The 25,249-nt window shown below is 58.5% G+C and carries 21 protein-coding genes; 5 read left to right on the top strand and 16 right to left on the bottom strand.

What is annotated here, in order from left to right; translation table 11 throughout:
* Position 1 precedes the first annotated feature (1 nt).
* The 3 genes from trpD to lexA all read left to right on the top strand — a co-directional run bounded on the left by trpD (position 2) and on the right by lexA (position 2,569).
* Entirely contained in the window at positions 2-1,033 is a 1,032-nt protein-coding gene (gene trpD, locus B8746_RS11055; protein ID WP_084393736.1) for an anthranilate phosphoribosyltransferase, read from the top strand.
* Positions 1,030-1,824, top strand: a complete 795-nt coding sequence (gene trpC, locus B8746_RS11050; RefSeq protein ID WP_084393735.1) for an indole-3-glycerol phosphate synthase TrpC — start codon at positions 1,030-1,032, stop codon at positions 1,822-1,824. Before trpD ends, trpC begins: the two co-directional genes overlap by 4 nt.
* Before the next feature lie 67 nt (positions 1,825-1,891).
* Positions 1,892-2,569: a transcriptional repressor LexA gene (gene lexA / locus B8746_RS11045; protein WP_084393734.1), complete on the top strand. Its 678-nt coding sequence runs from the start codon at positions 1,892-1,894 to the stop codon at positions 2,567-2,569.
* Here the strand turns inward: lexA and B8746_RS11040 are convergent.
* Positions 2,566-4,179, bottom strand: a complete 1,614-nt coding sequence (locus B8746_RS11040) for a ComEC/Rec2 family competence protein (protein ID WP_267905921.1) — start codon at positions 4,177-4,179, stop codon at positions 2,566-2,568. The two genes, lexA and B8746_RS11040, sit on opposite strands and share 4 nt — an antisense overlap.
* Positions 4,180-4,695: 516 nt before the next feature.
* On the opposite strand from B8746_RS11040, the gene gltX reads away from it, so the two are divergent.
* Positions 4,696-6,180: a glutamate--tRNA ligase gene (gene gltX, locus B8746_RS11035; protein ID WP_084393732.1), complete on the top strand. Its 1,485-nt coding sequence runs from the start codon at positions 4,696-4,698 to the stop codon at positions 6,178-6,180.
* 20 nt (positions 6,181-6,200) lie between these two features.
* Positions 6,201-7,508: a citrate synthase gene (gene gltA, locus B8746_RS11030; RefSeq protein WP_084393731.1), complete on the top strand. Its 1,308-nt coding sequence runs from the start codon at positions 6,201-6,203 to the stop codon at positions 7,506-7,508.
* Here gltA and B8746_RS11025 read toward each other — a convergent pair whose 3' ends face one another.
* The 15 genes from B8746_RS11025 to dnaE form a co-directional block, all read right to left on the bottom strand.
* The gene (locus B8746_RS11025; RefSeq protein ID WP_084393730.1) at positions 7,509-8,654 is read right to left on the bottom strand and encodes a lipid-A-disaccharide synthase; all 1,146 of its coding nucleotides are present in this window, start codon (positions 8,652-8,654) and stop codon (positions 7,509-7,511) included.
* 7 nt (positions 8,655-8,661) lie between these two features.
* A complete protein-coding gene (locus B8746_RS11020) occupies positions 8,662-9,501 on the bottom strand; it encodes an LpxI family protein (protein WP_084393729.1) in 840 nt (279 codons plus the stop codon).
* An 8-nt stretch (positions 9,502-9,509) separates the two neighbouring features.
* Positions 9,510-10,304 carry an acyl-ACP--UDP-N-acetylglucosamine O-acyltransferase gene (gene lpxA / locus B8746_RS11015; protein ID WP_188657366.1) on the bottom strand — a complete coding sequence of 265 codons (795 nt, stop codon included), beginning with the start codon at positions 10,302-10,304 and terminating at the stop codon, positions 9,510-9,512.
* Complete coding sequence (gene lpxD, locus B8746_RS11010; RefSeq protein ID WP_084393728.1) at positions 10,301-11,314, bottom strand: UDP-3-O-(3-hydroxymyristoyl)glucosamine N-acyltransferase; 1,014 nt, start codon at positions 11,312-11,314, stop codon at positions 10,301-10,303. Before lpxD ends, lpxA begins: the two co-directional genes overlap by 4 nt.
* Before the next feature lie 6 nt (positions 11,315-11,320).
* Positions 11,321-11,914, bottom strand: coding sequence for an OmpH/Skp family outer membrane protein (locus B8746_RS11005; protein WP_084393727.1), 594 nt, complete (start codon positions 11,912-11,914; stop codon positions 11,321-11,323).
* 18 nt (positions 11,915-11,932) lie between these two features.
* A complete protein-coding gene (bamA, locus tag B8746_RS11000) occupies positions 11,933-14,503 on the bottom strand; it encodes an outer membrane protein assembly factor BamA (RefSeq protein WP_084393726.1) in 2,571 nt (856 codons plus the stop codon).
* Positions 14,504-14,537: 34 nt separating this feature from the next.
* Positions 14,538-15,710 (bottom strand): M50 family metallopeptidase, encoded by a 1,173-nt coding sequence (locus tag B8746_RS10995; protein WP_084393725.1) that lies wholly within the window; start codon positions 15,708-15,710, stop codon positions 14,538-14,540.
* Positions 15,707-16,915, bottom strand: a complete 1,209-nt coding sequence (gene dxr / locus B8746_RS10990) for a 1-deoxy-D-xylulose-5-phosphate reductoisomerase (RefSeq protein WP_084393724.1) — start codon at positions 16,913-16,915, stop codon at positions 15,707-15,709. The genes B8746_RS10995 and dxr overlap by 4 nt, the downstream gene beginning before the upstream one ends.
* 1 nt (position 16,916) lies before the next feature.
* Positions 16,917-17,741: a phosphatidate cytidylyltransferase gene (locus B8746_RS10985; protein WP_158084605.1), complete on the bottom strand. Its 825-nt coding sequence runs from the start codon at positions 17,739-17,741 to the stop codon at positions 16,917-16,919.
* A gap of 1 nt (position 17,742) precedes the next feature.
* Positions 17,743-18,510, bottom strand: coding sequence for an isoprenyl transferase (locus B8746_RS10980; RefSeq protein ID WP_084393722.1), 768 nt, complete (start codon positions 18,508-18,510; stop codon positions 17,743-17,745).
* Positions 18,507-19,061: a ribosome recycling factor gene (gene frr / locus B8746_RS10975; protein WP_084393721.1), complete on the bottom strand. Its 555-nt coding sequence runs from the start codon at positions 19,059-19,061 to the stop codon at positions 18,507-18,509. Before frr ends, B8746_RS10980 begins: the two co-directional genes overlap by 4 nt.
* Before the next feature lie 17 nt (positions 19,062-19,078).
* Positions 19,079-19,816: a UMP kinase gene (pyrH, locus tag B8746_RS10970; RefSeq protein ID WP_084394214.1), complete on the bottom strand. Its 738-nt coding sequence runs from the start codon at positions 19,814-19,816 to the stop codon at positions 19,079-19,081.
* An 88-nt stretch (positions 19,817-19,904) separates the two neighbouring features.
* Positions 19,905-20,819, bottom strand: a complete 915-nt coding sequence (gene tsf / locus B8746_RS10965; protein ID WP_084393720.1) for a translation elongation factor Ts — start codon at positions 20,817-20,819, stop codon at positions 19,905-19,907.
* A 30-nt stretch (positions 20,820-20,849) separates the two neighbouring features.
* On the bottom strand, positions 20,850-21,665 hold the full coding sequence (rpsB, locus tag B8746_RS10960; RefSeq protein WP_084393719.1) for a 30S ribosomal protein S2: 816 nt from the start codon (positions 21,663-21,665) through the stop codon (positions 20,850-20,852).
* Between the two features lie 138 nt (positions 21,666-21,803).
* On the bottom strand, positions 21,804-25,223 hold the full coding sequence (dnaE, locus tag B8746_RS10955) for a DNA polymerase III subunit alpha (protein ID WP_084393718.1): 3,420 nt from the start codon (positions 25,221-25,223) through the stop codon (positions 21,804-21,806).
* Positions 25,224-25,249 lie beyond the last annotated feature (26 nt).

Genomic DNA, 25,249 nt, shown 5'->3' with positions numbered 1-25,249 from the left:
AATGCCAAATTCTGCCCTCTCTGACTCCATCAAGGCGCTCGCGCGCTGTGAAGAACTCGCCACCGAGACACTCGAGGCCGCGTTTGACACACTACTTTCAGGTGGCGCCCAGCCAGAACAGGTCGGAGCGTTCCTTATGGGCCTCGCAGTCCGCGGCGAAACGTCCACTGAACTTTATGCGGGTGCCCGAGTCATGCGGCAGCACGCTCGCACAGTGGATATTGCTGGTCCGCTTCTGGATACGTGCGGCACTGGCGGACTTCCCTGGACCTCGCTCAACACGTCGACAGCGAGTGCCCTCGTTATTGCCGCTGCTGGCGGCAGGGTCGCAAAACATGGCAATCGCTCAGTACCGCCGAAGACCGGATCGGCAGACGTGCTTGAAGCGCTCGGTGTCGAGCTCGATATACCAGCCTCCCGCTTTGTTCGCTCAATTGAGCAAGCAGGCGTCGGTTTTCTGTATGCGCGCAGCCATCACTCGGCGATGCGCCATGTCGCACCGATCAGATCTACGCTCGGCATCCGCACAATTTTCAACCTGCTCGGTCCACTCTCGAACCCGGCCAGGGCCACGCACCAGATCCTTGGCGTGTACGAGCCTCGCTGGCTCATGCCGATGGCCGAGACACTGCAGAAGCTCGGCGTACAGAAGGCCTGGGTCGTGCACGGTGTCGACGGGGTGGACGAATTGTCGATCTCCGGAAATTCGGACATCGTCGAAGTGACATCGGAAGGCCTGAAGTCGTTTTCCATCTCACCGGCCGATGCCGGGCTGGACACCAGTCCGCTCTCCGCACTCGAAGGTGGCACAGCCGAGCAGAACTCAGCCGCCATACGTGATCTCCTCGAAGGCCGCCATGGACCGTTCCGCGACATGGTGGTCCTGAATGCGGCTGCCGGCCTTCACATTCTAGGACTTGCGGATGATTTGCGCGCGGGAGCCGACCTTGCGGCCCGCGCTATCGACGGCGGAGCAGCCCTGCACACGCTCGCGACGCTCGCAGCCATCAGTCATGGAGCCACGTCAGCATGATCACGGCGCTCGACCGCATCATTGAGTACAAGCGAGATGAAGTTGCAGCCCTGAAGCGACGGCACTCGGCAAGCGATCTTCTGCGCACCGCCAGGACTGCCGCGCCCCCTCGCGGTTTCGAGGCCGCCTTGTCGCAAACAGTGAGCGAAGGCGCGAACGCACTCATCTGCGAACTGAAACGCAAATCCCCCTCCGCCGGCATGATCGAAGCCGGAGCAGACCCTATTAGCGTGGCTCAGCAGTACGAACAGGGCGGCGCGGCCTGTCTGTCCGTCCTAACTGACATGCCAAGTTTCGGAGGCTCACTGGACGACCTTGCTGCGGTACACAATTCGGTTTCGCTCCCCATCCTGCGCAAGGAATTCATGATCGACACGCTGCAGGTCATGGAAGCCCGCGCCCATTCAGCGGATGCCATCCTCGTCATCCTGTCGGCGGTCGACGATGCCCTTGCTAGCGATCTCATTTCCACCGCAAATGATCTTGACATGGATGTCATCGTCGAGGTCCATGATGAGGCCGAACTTGAACGGGCCAATCGCCTACCAACCACACTCATTGGCGTAAACAATCGCGACCTGAAGCGGATGGTCACGGACCTTTCCGCGACTGAACGACTGGCGCCACAACTGGCAGCAGGCAAGACACTGATTTCCGAAAGTGGGATATCTACCCCCGAACACATCCAGCGGCTCCGCAAGGCTGGTGCTCGCAGATTTCTCATCGGCGAGAGCCTAATGAAGTCCACCGATCGCATCCAGGCGTGCAAAGCTTTGTGCAACGCGACCTGATATTGACCTGAAACGAGAACGCATGTAGAACATGTGTGAACAAATCTAGTTGATTCGGAGAGCCATCGTGCTGACAAGTAAACAGAAAGAGCTGCTTCTCTTCATTCATGAGAGAATCAAGCAGGATGGAGTGTCGCCCTCATTCGACGAGATGAAGGAGGCCCTGAACCTCGCATCGAAATCCGGCATTCATCGTCTCATTACAGCGCTTGAGGAGCGTGGCTTCATCAAACGGCTCGCAAACCGCGCGCGCGCTCTGGAAGTGTTGAAGTTGCCGGACTCGGCGACGCCATCCGCGCCGCCCCGTGGGCGACAGGTCTTCCGGCCCAGTGTTGTCGGCAGTGCCCCTCCACGCCTCTCCGATCACACCATTCCTGTCCTCGGCCGTATTGCCGCAGGCGTGCCTATTGAGGCGATACAGCATGAGACCGCCCGTATCCGTCCGCCAGACGATCTGCCGGAGGGCGACGATCATTTCGCACTCGAGGTAAAGGGCGATTCAATGATCGATGCCGGCATTCATGATGGTGACCTGGTGATACTGAAACGCACGGATGACGCTCATAGCGGCGATATCGTCGTGGCGCTCATCGATGAGGAAGAAGCGACACTGAAGCGTCTGCGCAAGAAGGGCGCGTCCATTGCGCTCGAGGCTGCCAATGCCGCTTATGAAACCCGGATCTTCGGACCGGATCGCGTGCGCATTCAGGGTAAGCTTGTCGCACTGGTTCGCCGCTACGACTAGGGTGAGCCCTCGCCTTCTTGGCAGGGCGTCCATGGCCGGTGCCCGCATCGCGGCCGCGATACCTTCACGCTGCCTGTCACGGTCGCATAGAGGGAGACAGGAGCATCTGCCGCGGTGAAGGACCAGACAGGCGCGTCTGCGCATTCAGTTGCGGGCTCACGGCTCGATATGAGCGCTAGAGTGTCACCACAAGACGTGGTTTCGCCTCCTGACGCTCCGATGACTACGATTCCATTCCTAGTAGGGACACGGCACACAACCTCACGACAGTCTCTCGCAGTGCTGATATCCGAGAACCGCAAGGGCGAAAGACCGTCGCCGTCGCCATAGACATAACGCTCGACCAAACCTTCCGGAACGGTGATGAATGCGTCTCCCGACGCCGATACGTGAACGACCTGCACGGGTGACAGAACGAAGGCCCCAGCGGCAGAACCTGCAATCGCACCCACAAGGCTGGCTCTTTTCCAGATACCGTCGACGAGACAGGCGACGGCAAGGGCTACAATCAGGCACACGAAAGTGAGATCCGGCATGGCGCGGCCAAGTCGAAACCCCTCACCGCCTCCGTTCGAAGCCCATGCGGCTATGTCCTGAATACGCTCCAGAGACATGCCAAAAATGCCAAGGAACACGTTGGACAGGCCCAGTGGCCAGGTCACCAGGGCGAGCCCAGCGCACGGCGCACTGATAAAGGTGAAGATGGGCATGGCGAGAAGATTCGCTGCGAGCCCCCAAGGTGCGAGACGGTCGAAATGATAGAGCGCAAAAGGTGCCGTAGCTGCGGCCCCGACGACCGACGTCAGAACCAATGACTTCAACACCATGCCGATACCCCCGCCATAGATGCCCCGGAGCCTGCGATGCCGCGTCCAGGCCTCAAAACTCGCAATCAGGCCACCGGTCGCTGCAAATGACATCTGGAAGCCGGGCGACATGACGCTTTGAGGCTCAAGGATGACGACAAGGATCATTGCGATCGCGAAAGACCGGAGGCTCAACGGCGACCTGTCGAGAACGATGGCCCCGAAGAACACCGCTGCCATTATGAAAGCCCGCTGCGTCGATATACTCGCTCCCGACAGGGTCATATATGCAGCAGTGGCTACAATTGCGGCGAGTGCAGCGACCTTTTGCACTGGATAGCGAAGCGCCAGCCATTCCCAGAGCGCCAGTCCTCGTCGAACAGCAAAGTAGACCAGCCCGCCTACAAGTCCGAGATGAAGGCCGGATATGGCGAGAAGATGCGCCAGACCGGAGTTTCGCAGCGCCTCCACATTGTCTTGGTTCATGAAACTTCGGTCGCCCGAGGTCAGGGCCGCCGCAAATCCTCCAGCCTCTGGTCCAGCCTTGTCTGCTACATGTATGGCCAGCGCGCGCCTCCACTGCGCAATTCTCGTTTTGACGCCGTCCAGGCCCGGCCGTTCTCCGCTAAGCGCACCTCCCCTGCATCGCCCCTGTACATATCCGACAGCGCCAAGACCGTCGAAATAGGCTTGCCTGCTGAAGTTATAGTCGCCTGCGACTGCAGGCTGAGGCGGAGGTCGCAGAACGCCCCAGCACCGCACAAAGCGGCCTGGCTCCACATTCAGGGACAAGGTATGCGTCATCCGGACTTCAGGCGGCAGCGCCGTGCTCGGCTCCCCGCCAATCGCAGTGACGTCAATGCGAAGGCGCGGCCCTTTCTCCCCTGGTTCGATATTTGTGATCCAGCCCTCAATCATGGTTGGGCCCAACGTACGAGTGAGCATGGGAGACGCCCGCAATTCCGTATGGGCCTTTCCGGCCAGCGCACCTGCCGTTGTGCCGGCGGCCACAATGCAGATAAGCCGCAGCAAAACAGGAAGATCTATATGCCGCACAGCTCTCACGGCGGCGAAAACGAAAACGCAGACCATGGCGACTTGCACGACCGCGGGTTCGAAGGGAAGTGAAAAGTAGGTCGCTGCACCGGCACACATTCCAAGCGCGAAATAAACCGGCGCTTTCAGAATCCGGCGCGAGACAGCCCTTTCCGGGCTGGTATCGCTGCTGAATTCAGCCCACCTCTTGCCTGAAGCCGTGTGAGCGTGTTCATGGCGATCAAACTGATTGGAACCGTGAACTTTCGACCCAATGTCTGACGTATGACGACGATTACCCGTTTTGCCCCCTCCCCGACCGGTATGTTGCACATTGGCGGTGCCCGGACTGCCCTTTTCAACTACTTGTTTGCTCGCCGCAATCAGGGAAAGTTCCTGCTTCGCATTGAAGACACTGACAAGGCGCGATCAACTCAGGAAGCCGTGGATGCCATTCTGGACGGAATGAGCTGGCTTGGACTTGAGTCAGGCGAAGTGCCGATTTTCCAGGCTGCGCGCGCGGACCGCCACGTCGAGTGCGCTGAGCAAATGATTGCCTCCGGCAAAGCCTTTCGTTGCTATGTGACCCCGGAAGAGCTGCAGGATCGACGCGAAAGAGGCGAAGCAGCAAGAGCGAGCGCGAAGCAGGACGGCATCAGCGAAACCGAAAAAAAGGCGCTCCTTGCGCAAGCGAGCGAATTACTGGCTCCATTCCGTTCTCCATATCGCGATGGCCGCACGCCAGCTGATACTGATGCGCCCTACACGGTACGACTTCGCGCGCCTGATTCCGGAGAGATATCCGTTGCCGACAAGGTACAGGGCGATATCCGCATCAAGGCAGACGAGATTGACGATCTGATCCTGCTGCGTGCGGATGGTTCGCCGACCTACATGCTCGCCGTAGTCGTGGATGATCATGATATGGGCGTTACCCACGTGATCCGCGGCGATGACCACCTTCGCAATACATTCCGTCAGGTACCGATTTACGAGGCCATGGGTTGGGACATTCCGGTCTTTGCGCACGTCCCGATGATCCATGGCGACGACGGTGCCAAACTGTCCAAGCGCCACGGTGCTCTCAGCACGACAGCCTATCGCGACATGGGCTATCTGCCAGAGGCATTGAATGCCTACCTGCTCCGCCTCGGCTGGAGCCATGGGGACCAGGAACTCTTTACTCTGGACGAGGCCTCCGAAGTATTTTCCCTGGAAGCCATCAACAAATCTCCTGCGCGCCTGGACCTCGCGAAACTGAATGACGTGAACGCCCATTTCATCCGCACTTGCGATCCTGAGCGCTTGATGACCCTGCTCAAGCCATGGCTCGAGAAAGCGGCGGAAGCTCCCCTGTCATCTGACATACTCGCGAAGATCGAGACCGCACTTCCCTCGATGAGCGACAGAGGCGCGACCCTGCCTGAGCTGGCTGAGGCGTTCAGATTCTTCTGGACCGCCAACACTGATAACCTGAACAAAAAGGCCAGGAAGGCCTTGTCAGGAGACGGGCTCGCTCGTCTGTCGAAATTGCGGCTAGCCATTGCCAATGTTACGGAATGGAGCGATACCGCATTGCAGCAATTGCTGACGTCTTATTGCGAGCAGAACGAACTGTCATTTGGACAGATCGGCCCCCCCATCCGCGCGGCGCTGACAGGGGGTTTGCCTGCGCCAGACCTCGCTCCCGTCATGGCATGGCTGGGCAAGGACGAGACGCTCAGGCGACTGGATTTTCACCTCGCTTCCACCGAAGCGCAGGACAAGTAAAGCAAGAATAGAGGGCTGATATGGAAAACAAGACGAAACCAGCTGGCACGGCCAAGCTTGAGCTGAATGGCAAAGGATACGAACTACCGGTACTGAGCGGCACTCACGGCCCGAACGTTATTGATGTCGCTGCCCTGTACAAGCAGGCAGGTGTCTTCACGCTCGATCCGGGCTTCACCTCAACCGCTAGCTGCGAGTCACAGATTACATTCATCGATGGCGATGAAGGCATTCTTCTTCATCGCGGTTATCCAATTGATCAACTTGCTGACCAGTCTGGATATCTCGAGGTCTGCTACCTGCTGCTCAATGGCAAACTCCCCAACCAGACCGAATTCAAGACCTTCGCCCGGGAAATCACGCAGCACACAATGCTTCACACGCAGATGGACCGCTTCTTTGATGGCTTCCGGCGCGACAGCCACCCGATGGCGATGCTCACCGGCAATGTAGGCGCTCTTTCCGCATTCTATCCCAGCTCAATGGACAGTGCTGATCCCGAAGAACGGCGCCTCGCCTCCATCAGACTGATTGCCAAGATGCCAACACTGGCTGCTCGCATCTACAAGTATTCCATTGGTCAGCCCTTCGTGAACCCGCGCAATGAGCTCTCTTATGCAGAGAACTTCCTGCGTATGTGCTTCTCGGTGCCTGCAGAGGACTACAAGATCAGTCCGACACTCTCCAAGGCGATGGACCGCTTCTTCATCCTCCATGCCGATCACGAGCAGAATGCGTCGACCTCCACCGTCCGCCTTGCCGGATCGTCAGGCGCTCACCCATATGCGGCCGTTGCCGCAGGTGTTGCCTGCCTGTGGGGGCCGAGCCATGGCGGCGCGAATGAAGCCTGCCTCAACATGCTGCGTGAAATCGGATCGGTTGACCGGATTCCCGAATTCATTGCACGGGCGAAAGACAAGAGTGACCCGTTCCGCCTCATGGGCTTCGGACACCGCGTCTACAAGAATTACGACCCCCGCGCCAAGGTCATGCAGCAGACCGCTCATGAAGTTCTCGACGAACTCGGCGTTCGCGACACGCCAATCCTCAAAGTGGCGATGGAGCTTGAAAAGATCGCGCTTAATGACGAGTACTTCATCGAGAAGAAGCTCTACCCGAATGTCGACTTCTATTCTGGCATCATCCTTGATGCGATGGGCTTCCCGACCGAAATGTTCACCGTCCTGTTTGCCCTGGCCCGTACCGTTGGCTGGGTGTCACAGCTGAACGAGATGCTCGACGACCCAACGCAGCGTATTGGCCGTCCACGCCAGATCTACACCGGCGAAGCGATGCGTGATTTCGTTCCGGTGTCGCAACGCAGCTGATCAGACCATTGAAAGTATTGCAGCCGCAGCAATCTCGGCTGAATTTTCCTGGCCCTCTCCCATTCGGGAGAGGGCTTTGTTTTGCGCAGAAACCTGCTCTGAGCGTGCGGCAGGACTATCGAGCATCTCAATCGCCTTCAACGCCATGCGCTGCGCGCTGAATTTCGTTTGAACGAATTCAGGCACAACTTCGGTGTCATCGGCAGCGACGTTCAGCAGCGTGATATGTTGTGGCTTGAAGAGAAAACCGCGGGCCAGTCCCCAGGTGATCCAGCCCGTCTTATAACCCACGAGAAACGGCACCGACTGCATTGCAAGCTCGCTGGTCACCGTGCCTGAACAAGCCAGCGCATAATCGGCGCTAGCCATAACGTCGAAACGGTCTGCATCCGGGCGTGTCAGCGTCGCCCAGTCCGATAGACTGCGAAAAGCATCAACGAAGTTCGCTCGGACGGACGCTGCAGGCTGGAAGACAATTTGCGTTTCGGGGCGGGCAGTCTTCACCCGATATGCCGCTTCGACAAGGACAGGTGCCACATTTCTGATTTCGCTCGGTCGGCTTCCCGGCAGGACCAGCAACATGTCGGACTGTTCGGATACGCCAACCTGCGCCCTGCCCCGCTCCCGAGAGCCCTTGTAGCCTCTCGATAATGCAGGATTTCCCATTACGGTAACAGGCAGGCCAAACGGCTCATAAAACGGTACTTCCATGGCGTGAATGCAAACCAGGTGATCGACTGTGGTAGCCAGGGTCTTGGCTCGCCCCGGGCGAGTGGCCCAGACCTGCGGCCCGACCACTTTCACCAGCCTGATCTGCGGTGCACGCTCGCGAATGCGCTGGGCGACCCGCAGCGTGAAGCCCCATGAATCAACCAACGCTACAACATCAGGCGCGAAAGCAATGATTTCATCGGCGGCCGCGTCGGCAATCTCGACGACCCGCTTGTAGACCTTCAAGCCTTCGATCAGGCCGATCACCGACAATTCAGAAACATCAATATCTGAGCGTACACCGCGGGCGGCCATCTCTTCTTTCCCGACGCCGGCAATCTCGCAATTCGGTTCCGCGCTCCGGACGGCATCGATGATTTCGCCAGCGAGGAGATCACCGGACGCTTCTGCCGCTACGATGAAAACCTTCGTCATCGCGCGATCATTCCCACTCGACCGGGAAGCCGTACACGAAGATGCCGGTCTCCTGACAAAGTTTCCCGATGTCAGTACGATTTAGAAGCAGCGCCCCTCCGGCTTCGACTCCGATGCCTGAAAGACCCGCATCAGCGGCGCGGCGAACAGTGTCCGGACCGATTGTCGGCAGATCTATGCGCCGCTCCTGGATTGGTTTTGGACGTTTGACCAGAACACCCTTGGCCTTGCCTCTCCTACCCCTAATTTCTGGCTCAAGACCGGCAACCCGCTCCAGCATCCTGTCGGTACCTTCCTGAGCCTCGACGGCCAGGATGAGGCCATCGCACACGACAGCGCCCTGCCCGATGTCCAGGCGGCCGATCTCACCTGCAATCTTCGCCGCCTTCTTCATGTCCGCTATCGCCTCTTCGGACGGCGCCGGACCGAACAGAACACCCGCGCCGGCCTTGAGGTCGGAAGCGGCGTCTTCGGCAGCGATAACTTTGAACCCTTCGGACTCCAGTTCTTCAACGATGACACGCAGCAAAGCATCATCACCATTGCGCGCAGCCTTGAGCACACGAGGCAACAATTTTGCGCCGCGAAGGTCCAGCTTGATATCCGAAAAGTTCGGGCGTTTGACGATCCCGGCGAACACCACTTCTTCGCAGCGTTCCGCCTTGAATGTCTTGATAAGCCTGCCGATCTGACCAATCCCGACAGTTGTTCCGGCATAGGATTCGAGCTGCTTCTCTTCAAAACCTGCCAGTCTAGCGACATAGACCTCATCACCACCGGCCGTCCGCGCTTCAGCAATGCTGACCGGCAAGTCTCCCAGCCCGGCAATAATACCAAGTTTGGGCATGCTTCAGACTACTCCGGCAGACACAGCGCCCGGCTCTTGCCGGCTTTTATGAACTCGATGATCTCGACCAGCTCCGGACAGTCCCCATAGGTTTCCTCAGCATCCGCCACACGTTCGCTGAAGGTGCCTTCCTTCGCGAACAGCATGCGATAGGCCGCCCGCAGGTCGTGAATGGACTTGCGGCTGAACCCCCGGCGTTTCATGCCGACAATGTTGAGCCCGGCCAGATGAGCGTGGTTCCCGATTACAGAGCCGTAGGGAATGATATCTGCAACAACGATGGCACCACCGCCAACAAATGCGTGGCGACCGATCCGGCAGAACTGATGCACTGCGGCGAGCCCGCCCATCCAGACCTGGTCACCAACGATAATATGGCCACCGATCTGAACCCCATTGGCGAAGACGCATTTATTGCCGACATGGCAATCATGCGCCACATGCGCGCCCACCATGAGCAGGCAGTCGTCGCCGACGGAAGTCAGGCCACCATGCGTCGGAGAGCCGCCGTGAATGGTGACGTTTTCTCGCAAGATGGTCCCCGATCCGATGGTTAGCCTGGACGTTCCATCATCCTTGAAGCCGAGTATCTGCGGCGCACACCCGATAGAGGCGCCCGGATACACTTCGACCTTCGCTCCCAGTTCCGACCGGCCAATGACAGTGGCCCGCTGATGGATCTTGCTTCCATCACCAAGCTTCACCTCGCTTCCGACATATGCAAACGCGCCAATGCTGACGCCTTCGCCCAGCTCGGCGCCGTCCTCAACGATAGCGGTCGGATGAATGTTTACACTCGTCACTTCTTCTTACCTGACTCTACCTGCCTGTTGATCCAGGCAATTTCCTTCATCCACTGGCGCAACGGCTTGGCAGGCGTACCGCCCCAGGTTTCACCTGCTGGAATCTCGCGAAATACGCCCGCTGAGGCCGCAATCTGTGCGCCGTCGCCAACTTGGACATGATCGGCGATACCCACCCGGCCACCGAGCATGACGCCATCACCAATGGTGACGGTCCCGGAAATGCCCGCAAACGAAGCCATGAGAACATTGCGCCCAACAACGACATTGTGCGCAATCTGGCACAGATTATCGATCTTGGTGTGCTCACCAATGATGGTGTCGTCAAATGCTCCCCTGTCGACACAGGAATTGGACCCTACCGTCACATGGTCCTGAAGAATGACGCGGCCAAATTGCGGCGCGTCGGTCGCGCCATCCGGTCCGGGCATCACGCCAAAGCCGCTCTCGCCAATCCGGGCACCCGAATAGACCTTCACATAATTCCCGATCAGTGCACTCTGGATACTGGCATTCGCTCCAATCTCGCAGTCGCGGCCAATCTGGACACCGGGGCCAATCACAGCGTTCGGACCAATGATAGTCCGGTCACCAATCGCCGCCCCTGCGCCAATCACAGCGCCCGGCGAAACCTTCGCTGACTCGTGGACATTGGTCGGTTCCGTCTGTCCGGCCTGCTCTGACCAGTTGCGATACCGCACGAGGCTTCTCGACGCGATATAGTGCGCATACCTTGGCAACGCGACGATGAGGGCCGCGACGCTCTCTGGCAACGCATCAGCAAATTTCTGTGTGACGAAACAAGCCGACGCCTCCGGGTTTATATCCCCCGGTGCTGGCGGCTTTGTGCCCTCATAATAGCAGACTTCGCCTCGGCCCGCCGAACGAGAAGCGGCGACATCCATGATCTGGACAACGCCGTTTCCTGAATAGCTTGCGCCGGTAAGTGTAACGATCTCGCTGAGCGAGACCGGACCGAGATGCTCGTAAAACCGGCTATCAACCGCCATTTCCGACTACTGCTGTTGCGGTTGGGTCGGCAGCTTCTGGCGAACAACGTTTACAGTCGGCAGCTTCGCATTCATTTTCGAGATGACGAGATCAGTCGCATCGACAGCGCTACCGGCCCAGACGGCGTCGGAACGGTCAAGCATGATGTCAGCACCTTTCTCAGCAACCACTTCCTGCAGGACTGGCTGCATGGCCGTGAAGAAATCACTCCATGCCTTACGCTCGGTTGCCTGGAGTTCCGCAGAGGCAATCTGGCGCTTGCGGTTGAAGTCCTGTGCCTTGCGGGCATAGGCCTCGACCTCTGCACGCAGCGCGGCATCGGCGCTGATCGCTTCCATGGTCATGTTCGCCGTCTTGGCTTCAAGAGCCTGGCCTTCGGTTGCGAGGCTGTCAGCGGTTGGCTTCAGTTCATTCTGCATGGTGGTTTCGATACCATTGACCTTTGTGATGATATCCTTGCCACCGGCACTGTCCCGCATGATGCGTGCCTGATCGATGACGACCACGGTCGAGCCTTGTGCGGCTGCAAGCGGCGCTGCCACCGTGGCACCCGAAATGAGCATCGCTAGTGAAGCCAGAGCGGCTTTGAAGAGTTTCATTCGTTCCTCCTGAGAACTTTAGAATCGTGTCGACGTGCTGAACCGGAAGGTTTCAGTTCTGTCGTATTCCTCCTTGCGGAGAATGTGAGAGAAGTCGAACCGGATGGGTCCGAACGGTGAGTCCCAGCCCACTGAAAGACCTGCTGAGGCACGAAGCCCCATGCCATATTTGTACAATTGCGAGGTAGCGGTTCCATCGCTGGGGTTGTACGTCGCTGTCGGTGTTCTGACGTCAATATCATCAAGCATGCCGACTGAACCTGCCTCCACAAACAGTGCGGTATCAATACCATATTCCTCGGGCAGGAAATTCGGCAAAGTCAGTTCCGCTGTACCTTGGTAATAGGCCTTGCCCCCCAGCGACCTGCCCCTTCTGAGGCGCACCGTATTGCCTTCGGAATCGACGGTCCTGTAAATTTCGCGCGGCCCGAGACCAGCAACGTCAAAGCCCCTGAACGAGCTGCCGCCGCGGAAGAAGCGATTGTTGATGCGGATGCCATCCTCTTCTTCAAAAGGCATGATGTATCCACCTGACAAGCGGACACTGGCGCGCACGCCCTTGAAGATGCCCTTATAGGTCGCAGCTGACGCCTCTGTACGAAGATACTGGACGTCCCCGCCGAGGCCCGCCACGTCCTGGCTAAACGACATGTCAAACCCACCTGTTGGCTCGATCGGGTCGTTTCGGCGATCCCAGTTGAATGTGTAGCCGAGAATTGAAGAAATTTCAGACCGTTCCTGGCGACACGCTGCGAAGTCACGGCCCACGTAGAGCGGCGAACAGGACTCGACAACCATAGCGTCGGCAGGAAGATCAGTATCGCTTGGAAAGGCGACGCGCTGATAGGTGAAGTCGTCAGTCGGGTCATCTGGTGTGTTGTTATCATCCGTGATCGTAACCAACGTCCGAGTGCCATCCGGATTGATCACGACCTCTCCCAGATTAAGGTCAAGCTTGTCAGACTGCAGGCGGTAACGCAGGCCGAGATTTGTGTTTTCGGTCAGGGGGAAGCCAAGGTTCACGCCGGCACCGATCGTGTCCGACGTAAAGCCGCCGAGACCGATATCGCCAAAGTCCGAGCGCGATGAGAAAAGGTCGATGCCGGCTGCAAGGTTCCGGTCAAGGAAGCGCGGTTCGCGGAAGCGCAGGTCGACATATTGCTGGCGTTGTGACGCCGATACGCGCGCCACGACCGACTGGCCACGCCCACGCAGGTTACGTTCCGAAACGCTGACATCGAAAAGGAAGGCGTCGACCGAAGAATAGCCGGCCGCAAATGACAGCTCACCTGTCGGCTGCTCCTCGACAGCAATGTCCACGACCGTCCGGTCCGACTTAGACCCCGGATTCTCTGTGATCTCTACGTTCTTGAAGTAGCCAAGCGCACGCACGCGGTTACGCGAGCGATCGAGAAGGACCCGGTTGAAGGCGTCGCCCTCAGAGACACGCAGCTCTCGGCGGATAACCCGGTCTAGCGTGCGGGTATTGCCGACAATATTGATCCGTTCGATATAGACCCGCGGCCCTTCATCAATGGCGAACGTCACATCGACGGTGTTGGTTTCGGGATCGGGTCGCAGGTCCGGTGTAATGTCGACAAACGCGTAACCTGCAATACCTGCGGCGTAGGTCAGCGTATCAATCGCGTTCTCAATCCGGTCACCACGAAAAAGGTCGCCCGTCTGCATCGACAGCGCCCCGCGCAGGGCATCGGCGTTTAGCTTGTCGAGTTCCGTCTCGACCTTGATCTCACCGAGATTGTACTGATCGCCTTCTTCAACCGTATAGGTGATGTAGAAATCTTCCTGGTCCGGCGTCAGGTCAGCTACGGCCGAAACAACACGAAAGTCGTAATAACCGTTGTTCTGGTAAAACTGGCGCAACAATTCGCGGTCATATTCCAGACGGCCCGGATCATAATTGTCGTTTGAGCTGAAGAAACGCCACCAGCGTGACTGGCGGGTGACGATCTCGCTGCGCAGACGGCGATCCGAATACTCTTCATTGCCGATGAAGTTAATGGCCCGCACGCCGGTGACCGGCCCCTCATTCATGACGAAAACGAGGTCAACACGGTTCTGTTCAAGCGGCTTGTATTGTGGCTCGACCGTCACGGCGAACCGGCCAGACTGACGATAAAGCTCCAGAATGCGCTGAACGTCCGCCTGCACGCGCGCTGCGGTAAAGATCCCGCGCGGCGCGACCTGGATTTCCTCGCGCAGCTTGTCGTCGTCCAGCGCCCTGTTTCCTTCGAAGATCACCCGGTTGATGATCGGGTTTTCCACAACGCGGACGATCAGGTCCGGCCCGGACTTTTCGAAGGACGCATCGGCAAACAGTCCCGTCGCAAACAGAGTTTTGAGCGACAGATCAATGCGCTCGGAATCAAACGGATCGCCCGGCTCGACGAGGAGGTAGGACTGAACCGTGCGGTCCTCGATACGCTGATTACCCTCGACCAGGATGGACCGAATGGTTTCGCCGGGCTGTACATCCTGTGCGTTTGCGGTTGGTGCTGAGCCCGGTGCCATGGTCGTACCAAGGGCAGCAGCGAGACTCATCATGGACACGGCGAAAACTGATCGCATTGGGGAACTCTCGATTTACTTTGAAGATCGGCTATCAGCCTTGGGCGGGGTTGAACAGTCCTGTTTCCAGTACATCGCCCCACGTGATAAACACGAACATTCCCAGCAATAAGACCATTCCTGCCATCAGAGCACCCTCCTGGATACGCGCCGGAAGAGGTTTTCCGACTATGGCTTCATAGCAATTGAAAACGATGTGGCCACCATCGAGAACAGGAAATGGAAGTAAATTAAAGAAACCGATTCCTACAGAGACCGCCGCGCAGATCGTCATCATGCTCCAGAACAGCGACTCCACCCGTTGCCAGAAGGGGATTCTCTCATTTGCCATGGTCTGGTTGACGATCCTGCGGCTGACATCGCCGATGGCGACCGGACCGCTCAAGGAGCTCAGCGCCTCCTTGCCCGTGATCATCCTGCCAATCATGTCGGTGGTCATCACCAGCGTCGACCAGGTCTGCTCGCCGCCTTTGCCAATCGCTTCGACAGGATTGTAGGTAATATGGTGGGCTTCGTCGGAGACCTGATGCAGGGAGACTCCGATTGTACCGAGCTGCTGCATCTGGCCGACACTGTTCTCACGCAACTGGCGCTGAGGCGTCACAGTAAGTTCCACCGTCTCGCCCCCTCGCTCCACAATGGCGTCAAGCGCGGTGCCGCTCGACATCGACACAATCATCTGCAACTGCCCGGGACCGGTGATCTCCTTGCCGTCGAGAGACACAAAGATATCGCCAGCCTCGATTCCGGCCTCAGAGGCGGCCCCGCCCTCAACGACGTTTCCCACACCAACGCGTGTCTCATAGGTACCGTTGAACCAGAAGAAGAGCGCAAAGATCAGCGATGCCAGAAGAAAGTTCGCAACAGGCCCGGCAGCGGCAATGACCGTACGGCCCCAGACGCCGACTTCGTGAAACGGTTTCCCAACCGGGCCCTGCTCGAGCTTGCCGACATCACCGGGCAGCTGGCTCTCGCCCACAAATTTCACAAATCCGCCAAGCGGGATCCAGTTTATGCGCCAGCGCGTCCCGCGCTTGTCCTTGCGCTCGAAGATCGGCTTGCCGAAGCCGACCGAAAAGGATTCTGCTGCAGCGCCATAGAAACGGCCGGCCAGATAGTGCCCGTATTCATGAACGACAACAACAATGCCCATCATGAAAATCAGGCTGATCAGGAAAATCGGGCCCTGACTTAACACTTCCATCATTGCGCTTCGCTCCTTGAACGGGCGCCCAGTCCCGCGATCAATTCAACACACCGATGCCGGCCTTCCTGGTCCAGCGCAATGACATCGGACAGGCTGAGCTCTTCGCCTGCTCGCGAGGCCTGCGCAATATCCAGACCAAGTGCCTTTTCGACGATCAAGCTTATGTCGCTGAACCGGCATTGGCCCGCAAGAAAAGCAGCAACCGCTACTTCATTCGCACAGTTCATGATGACGCTGGCGGAAGGTCCCTCCGCCAGGGCCTGGCGGGCAAGCCCAATGGCCGGGAAGCGCTCATGGTCAACCGGAAGGAAGCTTAGCTGCTGGAAATCCAGCAGGTTCAGGCGTTTGACACTGGTTTGCGTGCGGCGGTCCGGCCAGCTCAATGCATGCGCAATCGGCGTTTGCATATCCGGCGTCCCTAGCTGGGCCAGCGTTGAGCCGTCTCGATATGCGACAAGCGAATGAATGATGGACTGTGGATGCACCAGCACATCGATGCGGTCTTCCGGAAACTCAAAAAGGTAGGCCGCTTCGATCAGTTCCAGCGCCTTGTTCATGAAGGTCGCGCTGTCGACCGATATCTTGCGCCCCATTGACCAGTTTGGATGCGCGCAGGCTTCGTCCGGCGTGACATGGGCGAGCTTGGAAAGCGGCGTATCGAGAAACGGGCCACCGGACGCCGTCAGGATCAGGCGCTCGACATCTTCAGGGCGCTCCAGAACCTGGAACATCGCATTGTGCTCAGAATCGGTCGGGACGATGGCTGCTCCCGTCTTCCGCGAGAGCTGTTTCAGAAGCGGACCGGCGCAAACCATGCTCTCCTTGTTCGCAAGCGCCACGCTATTTCCAGCAGCAACGGCAGAATAAGTCGACTGCAGGCCGGCAATGCCGACGATGGCAGCGACCACGCGATCAACCGGCGTCTGCGCTAACTCAATCAGAGCATCGGACCCTGCCATTGCTGCAATGCCCGTTCCAGCCAGCCGTTCTTTCAGCTCAGCATATTTTGCGGGGTCGGCAATCGCAGCGCAGCGCGCGCCGTGCTTGATGGCAAGATTCGCCAGACCGTCTGCATCAGTGTTCGCGCTCAACGCCTCGACTACGAATGCCGGCTCATCTTCGCTGGCATTTGCGTGCGCGACGACGGAAAGAGCAGAACGCCCGACCGAACCTGTCGCCCCCATGATGGTCAACCGCTTGGCCATATCAGGCCTTCAGTCCAAGAAGTTCCGGCGCGCCGGAAGCAAACGTCAATACGAGGACGGCGGCGATGCAGGCCATTCCAAGACCGTCCACCCGGTCCATGACGCCGCCATGACCGGGTACGAAGCCGCTTGTGTCCTTTACGCCAAATCGGCGCTTCAGAGAGGATTCAAAAAGGTCGCCCCACTGCGCCGCAATTGAGATCGCGATGCCGGCGAACAGCCAGGGAAGACGGGATGCGTCGAGAAGGCCTGCGGCAATAAGGCCACACAGCGCACTGCACAACAGGGCGCCAAACGCTCCGCTCCATGTTTTGGAAGGCGAATCCTTCGGCGAGAGCGGTGGGCCCCCAAACCCTCGACCAGCGAAATACGCGCCCGAGTCAGAAGCCCACACCGTGCCCATAAGGATGAGCGCGGCGGCCTGTCCGTCCCAGTCACCGGAACGCAACAGAAACAGGCCGAGCGGCAGGCCGGACGCGTAGATCAGCCCAAATCCGCTGATGAGTTTTTCTCGAGGCCCTGATGGATGGAAGGCGCCGACAATAACCGCGCACAGCCCCAAAGTCAGCAGCGCGACCTCAATCTTGAAAAAGATTGCGGCAATGAGTGGAAGCGCGGAAAACACGGCATGCAGCGGCATGATCGGCGAAGCCGTCATGCGGGCCCATTCATACCCCATAACCGCAGCAAACACCGCGCACGCCCAGCCCAGAATCGGCCCGCCCTGGGAAACGACAAGCAAGGCGAACGGAATGAGCACAGCCGCTGATATCAGCCGAAGGACCAGCTCCCGGCTCTTATGGCTCGCTGGCGCGGACGCAACCATGTCAAGCTGCTCCTGATTTAAGACCACCAAACCGTCGCTCGCGAGAAGCGAACGTTTGTATCGCACGGATGAGGTCGAGCTCACCGAAATCCGGCCACAGCACATTCAGGAAGATAAGTTCCGAATAGGCGGCCTGCCAGATCAGGAAATTGCTCAGCCTGTGTTCCTCGCCCGTGCGGATGATTACATCCGGATCGGGAAACGCGTGTGTATCGAGCGCGCGCCCGATGGTCGCTTCGTCAATGTCGTCTGCCTGCAGCTTGCCGTCGGCAACATCCAATGCCAACCGTCGCGCAGCACGAGCAATCTCTTCGCGGCCACCATAATTGAAAGCAATGCCGAGGTTGAACGCTGAGTTGTGAGCTGTTTCGCTCACGGCCTTGTCCAGCAGCGCGAGAATATCCTCCGGCAATCCCTCGCGCGTCCCGAAAACCGATATGCGCACACCTTCACGTTTCAGACGTTCAAGGTCCTGCTTTACGAACGTTTTCAAGAGCGCAAAGAGCGCACTCACCTCAGATACAGGCCGACGCCAGTTCTCAGTCGAAAAGGAATAGACGGTCAGGAATTCCAGCCCGAGCTTCTGCGCGGCTTTGACAGTGCGCCGAAGGGCTTCGACGCCGCGCTCATGACCGATCGCGCGCGGCATACCATGGCCGGTCGCCCAGCGACCGTTCCCATCCATGATAATACCGATATGACGGGGCAGGTCCGACGGTCCTGATGGCTGGCTTGCAAGCCCGTGAGATGAGGCCGAACCTGTCGTCAAACCTGCATGATCTCCGCTTCTTTGTTTTTCAACACCTCATCGACGCGCGCGATATGGGCATCGGTGAGCTTCTGAACGTCCTCAGACAGACCGCGCGCAGCATCTTCACTGATTTCACCGTCCTTTTCGGACTTCTTGATCTCATCCATGCCATCCCGGCGCACATTCCGGATCGCAACACGGGCCTGCTCGGCATACTTGCCGGCGACCTTGGTCAATTCAATCCGGCGCTCTTCATTCAGAACCGGAATTGGAATTCTCAGATTCGTGCCATCGGTGACCGGGTTCAGACCAAGACCGGATTCACGGATCGCCTTGTCCGCCGCACCCACGACCGATTTATCCCAGATATTCACTGCTATGGTCCGCGCATCCAATACCGAGACTGAGCCAACCTGGTTCAGCGGCACTTCCGAGCCGTAGGCCGATACAGTGACAGAATCGAGGAGATTGACCGATGCACGACCGGTTCGAAGGCCCGCAAGGTCAGATTGAAGCGATGTAATGGCGCCGTCCATGCGGCGCTCCAGATCTTTTTTGTTCAAACTCATGTCTTTACTCTCGCATGTTACGAAATGACCGTCGATGTTCCTTTGCCGGTCAACACATCCTGAAGCGCGCCCTTATTATGGAGCGAAAACACAACAATCGGAATATTTGTGTCACGCATGAGGCTCACGGCCGACGCATCCATGACGCGCAGGTCCCTCGCCAGCACTTCCTGATAGCCAAGCTGGTCGTAACGTTCTGCATTGGCATCCTTCTTCGGGTCTGCCGAATAGACGCCATCGACCTGCGTGCCCTTGAACATCGCGTCGCAATTCATCTCGGCGGCTCGCAGCGCTGCGCCGGTGTCGGTCGTGAAATATGGGTTGCCAGTGCCTGCCGCAAAAATAACGACCCTGCCCTTTTCCATATGGCGAATGGCGCGTCTGCGAATATAGGGTTCACACACAGTGTTCATAGGGATGGCTGACTGAACCCGGGTCGGGACGCCGATCTGTTCGAGGGCGCTTTGCATGGCGAGCGCATTCATGACCGTCGCCAGCATTCCCATCGAATCAGCCTGGGCGCGCTCCATGCCGTTCGCAGCGCCCGCCAACCCGCGAAAGATGTTTCCGCCACCGATGACGAGACAGAGCTCGACGCCCGTCGCTTGGAGCGCTGTGGCTATTTCTTCAGCGAAACCAAGGCAGGTCGGCATGTCGATACCGAACTCGGACGGCCCCATCAAAGCCTCACCCGACAGTTTCAGGAGAACGCGTTTATAAACGAGATCGTCTGCGGGTTCACTATTAGAGGCCATTTCATTCTCCTGAGCCGGTTTGCTGGTAAAGGATTCCCGGCTGCCTGTCATGGGCAGCCGGGCTCTTTTTGGGTGCAAATTCGGAGGCTTAGGAGCCCGATGTCATGGAGGCCACTTCTGCAGCGAAGTTGTCTTCAGCCTTTTCGACACCTTCGCCGAGCTTGAAGATAACAAACCCAATCAGTTTCGAGCCTTGCTCCTCGATATATTTGCCAACGGTCTGGTCAGGGTTCATCACGAAGGGCTGCTCCACCAGAACAACTTCCTTGTAGAACTTTTGCAGACGGCCTTCGATCATCTTCTCGATGACATTGTCCGGCTTGCCGCTTTCACGGGCCTGGTCCGTGAGAACCTGACGCTCGCGTTCGACGAGTTCCGGATCGAGGTCTGCAACCGTAGCAGATGCCGGGCTGGTCGCTGCGACGTGCATCGCAACCTTGCGGCCTGCTTCGGCGGTCTTGGCAGCATCGGCGCCTTCAAGAGCGACGAGCACGCCAATCTTGCCCATGTTTTCAGCTTCAGCGCTGTGCACATAAGCAGCAACCTGGCCATTCGGCGCGTCGATCTTGGCGGTACGGCGCAACGTCATGTTCTCGCCAATGGTCGCGACCAGGGCGGTAATCATGTCGCCAACCGTGCCGTCACCGGCTGGTGAAGGCGCGTTCGCAACCGCTTCCACCGAACCGTCGGTCGACATCGCGACGCCGGCAATCTGCTTCAGCGCGGTCTGGAACTTCTCGTTGCGGGCAACGAAGTCCGTTTCAGCGTTCAGCTCGACCAGAACACCGGACTTTCCGTCATCGGAAACGACAGCCGCGACGAGACCGTCAGCCGCAGCCCGGCCCGATTTCTTGGCAGCTTTGGAGAGGCCTTTGGCGCGGAGCCAGTCGACAGCCGCTTCCATGTCGCCATCATTTTCGACGAGCGCCTTCTTTGCGTCCATCATGCCCGCGCCTGTGCGGTCGCGCAGGTCCTTGACCAGAGCGGCGGTAATCTGTGCCATCTCGAAGATTCCTTCTAGAAGTGTTTGAGTTTAGCTTTCAGCTTTGGCTTCTTCTTCACCGGCGTCTGCCGCAGCTTCGTCTGCGACGGCCACGTCAGCTTCAGCGAGCAGGTCGACATCTTCGGATTCGCCCAGGTCAATGCCGAGGCCAGCAGAAGATTCGGCCAGGCCATCGATCACGGCATCAGCAACGAGGTTACAGTAAAGCGCGATCGAACGCGCAGCATCATCATTGCCCGGGAACGGGAAGTCGACATCGTCGGGGTCGCAATTGGTGTCGATAACGGCGACGACAGGGATACCAAGCTTCTTGGCTTCCTTGATCGCGATCGACTCCTTGTTGGTGTCGATGACGAACATGAGGCTCGGAAGGCCGCCCATATTGGCGATACCACCGAGGGCACGTTGAAGCTTGTCGCGCTCGCGCTCGATATTGAGCAGCTCTTTCTTGGTGAGGCCGGATGCATCACGGTCAGAGAGAAGTTCATCGAGTTCGCGCAGGCGCTTGATCGACTTGGAAACCGTCGCCCAGTTGGTCAGCGTGCCGCCAAGCCAGCGATGGTTCATGTAATATTGTGCGCAACGCTGGGAAGCCTCGGCGATCGGCTGTGCAGCCTGACGCTTGGTGCCAACGAAGAGAACGCGGCCACCCTTTGCAACCGTGTCGCGAACCTGGACGAGTGCCTGGTGCAGCAGCGGGACCGTCTTGGACAGGTCCATGATGTGGATGCCGGCACGGTCGCCATAGATGAATTGCTTCATCTTCGGGTTCCAGCGGTGGGTTTGGTGACCGAAGTGGACGCCAGCCTCAAGCAGCTGACGCATCGTGAACTCGGGAAGAGCCATGTCTAATTTTCCTTTTCCGGTTGACCGGCACGGACACTATCGGTCTCAAACCATAGAGACCAACACCGGATAGTCCGCGCATCGGGGGTTGTGCGGCTGGCTTATACAAAGTTCAGCACACTTGGCAACCGTGCTTGTTCAGGCTGCTCTGGTGTCCACTCTCGTGACGCCCGACGCCATCTTGAGCGCCCGAAGCGCCTCCAGGCCCGTCGCATAGGTTTCCGGCAGTTTCATCATCACAAGCCTGCCGTCTTCCAGCGGGATTTCGAAGAAGATGTCACCGCGGTCTGCACCGGGCGCCGTCTCGAGCCTTTTGGCCACCGCGGCAAGCTCATGATAGTTCGCCCCGCGCGACAGGCGCACAAGCAGCGCCTTGGCTTTCTTGCCGATGCGCGCTTTCTCAATTGGCTTGACGGTCTTGGCAGACAGGCGAATTTCTTCCTCCTGTCGCCTCACATTGACGGTCATGCACACACTGCTTCCGGGCGACAGCATATCCCGGTAAGTCTCCAGAACTTCCGGCATCACCATGAGTTCGACTTCGCCAGTCGGGTCGGAGAGCGTCAGGAAGGCAAACTTGCCGCCCGAGCGGGACAGTTTCTCGACCCGCCGCCGGACGACACCAATCAGTTCCAGCGGGCGTCCGTCCATCGCCACGTCGGCGATATTGGCGGACAGTGTGATCCGCCCCTCCTCAAGGCTCTCAAGCACATCGTCGAGCGGGTGCCCGCTGAGATAAAATCCGACGGCGGCAAATTCCTCATCGAGCTTTTGCTGGCCGTTCCAGGCAGGGGTCTGTGGCAGTGTCGCTCGAATGGCGGGTTCAGCATCACCAAACAGCCCCCCCTGCCCGCCTGCGCGGTCTTCAGCGGCTGAAACAGCGGTTGCAGCCAGCAACGGCGCAGCGGCCAGCGCACTTGCCCGGTTCGGCTCCAGTGAATCAAACCCGCCAGCCCGCGAAAGCTGTTCGAAACACTTCTTGTTCACAGATTTCGGATCGACGCGTTCGGCAAAATCGTGGAGCGACCTGAATGGACCGGATGCTTCCCGTTCAGCCTCGACATGACGCATCGCCTCAAGACCCACCCCTTTCAACGCACCGAGCGCATAAACCAGAGCCCCCTCCTCGACATCGAAGTCAGCGGTGGACCGGTTGACGTCCGGCTGGATGACCGGAACGTTCAGGCGGCGCGCCTCCTGCACGAAGGCCGCGAGCTTGTCGGTATTGTGCAGGTCAAGGCTCATGGATGCGGCAAGAAACTCGACGGGAAAGTGGCATTTGAGATAGGCGGTCTGGTAGCCAATCAGCGCATACGCTGCAGCGTGGGACTTGTTGAAACCATAGCCCGCAAACTTCTCCATCGTATCGAAGATTTCATTGGCAAGCGGTGCCTCTATGCCTTTCAGCTCTTTCGCACCTTTAAGGAACCGCGCCCGCTGCGCGACCATTTCCTCGACCTTTTTCTTGCCCATGGCCCGCCGCAGAAGGTCAGCCTCGCCCAGCGAATAGCCGGCGATCTCCTGCGCCATCCGCATCACTTGCTCCTGATAGACCGGCACGCCGTACGTGGCTTCCAGAATAGGTTCCAGGTCCGGGTGCTGGTAGCGAACGTTCTTGGGATCCTCCTTACCGGCGACATAGGTCGGAATGTTATCCATTGGACCCGGCCGGTAGAGCGAGATAATCGCAATCACGTCTTCAAGATTGCCCGGACGCACCTTGCGCAGCGTGTCGCGCATACCCTGGCCTTCCAGCTGGAAGACACCCAGCGTATCGCCGCTGGCCATCAGGTCATAAGTGGCCTGATCATCGAGCGAGTCCCATTCCGGGCCGACATCACGCCCATCGCGGCGAATGAATTTCAGCGCGCGATCAATGACGGTCAGCGTCTTCAGCCCCAGGAAGTCGAACTTCACGAGACCTGCAGACTCGGCCCATTTCATGTTGAACTGCGTCGCCGGAAGGTCGGACCGCGGGTCATTGTAAAGCGGCACGAGCTCTGTCAGGGGCCGGTCACCAATCACGACACCCGCCGCGTGCGTACCCGCGTTCCGATAGAGCCCCTCAAGCGCCAACGCTGTTTCCAGCAATTCGCCCACCCGCGGGTCCTGTGCGATCTCGTCCTGGAACTTCGGTTCCTCGTCGATCGCTTCCTGCAGTTTCGGCGGATTGGCCGGATTGAAAGGGATGAGCTTTGCCAGACGGTCGACCTGGCCATACGGCATCTGCATGACGCGGCCCACATCCCGCACCACAGCCTTTGCCTGCAATGTACCGAAGGTAATGATCGCAGCCACACTATCGGCGCCGTACTTGTCGCGCACATAGCGGATGACCTCGCCGCGCCGCTCCTGACAGAAGTCGATATCGAAGTCGGGCATCGAGACCCGTTCCGGGTTCAGGAAGCGCTCAAAGAGAAGGTCAAACCGAAGCGGATCAAGGTCCGTAATCGTCAGAACCCAGGCAACAACCGAACCCGCACCGGAACCACGGCCCGGCCCGACCGGGATGTCATTGTCCTTCGCCCATTTGATAAAGTCGGCAACGATCAGGAAGTAGCCGGGAAAGCCCATCTTCTCGATAATGCCCAGCTCATATTCGAGCCGTTCTTCGTACACACTGCGCTCAGCATACAATTTGGGTGCTTCGGACAGGCGTTTGTCGAGACCTTCACGCGCCTGCAATTTAAGTTCATCAATCTCGGAGCGCGTGCCATCGCCGAAATTCGGCAGGATCGGGCTACGCTTCGTCGCGCGTACACCACAGCGCTGGGCGATCTCGACAGTTGAGGCAATCGCCTCCGGCAGGTCGCTGAACAGTTCGACCATCTGCGCAGAGGTCTTGAGGTACTGCTCAGGCGAGACGCGCTTTCGATCATCCTGTCCCAGATACTCGCCATTTGAGATACACATCAGCGCATCGTGCGCCTTGGCATCGCCCGGCTTCATGAAACGCACATCATGCGTTGCCACGAGCGGCAGGCCCAGCTTGTAAGCTGCCTCAATAAGGCCGGGCTCGCTATTCGCCTCATCCGCTTCGCCATGGCGGGTCAGCTCGACATAGCAACGCCCCGGATAGGCCTTTGCAAAGTCCGCCAGAGTCGCTTCCGCCTCGCTTTGCTTGCCCTTGAGGATGTACTGCGCTGCCTCACCTTTCGATCCACCCGTCAGCAGGATAAGGCCATCGGTCTTTTCAAACAGGTGCTCGCGTTTCAGGCGCGCAACACCATCTTCGGCTTCGAGGTATGCCAGCGAAGACAGCTCCATCAGCCGCTGGAAGCCCGCCTCATTCTGCGCGTAGAGCGAGACCTGCGTGATCCACTCCTGGTGCGCGCCGTCCGTCACATCGAAACAGCACGCCATGATGGGCTGCACGCCTGCGCCAGACAGGGTTTCGGAAATCTCCAGCGCGCCGAACAAATTGTTCCTGTCCGTCACCGCCACGGCCGGAATAAAATTTTCTTCCGCCCATTTCTGAAGCGCTTTCGGCGTCAGCATGCTTTCGAGCAGGGAATAGCTCGTGCGAACGGCAAGATGGATAAACAACGAATCAGACAAGGGGCAGCTCCAGACGCTCAATCTAT

It is taken from the genome of Henriciella pelagia, assembly GCF_002088945.1.
Lineage (GTDB): Bacteria > Pseudomonadota > Alphaproteobacteria > Caulobacterales > Hyphomonadaceae > Henriciella > Henriciella pelagia.
This window is presented reverse-complemented; position numbering and strand designations above follow the sequence as displayed.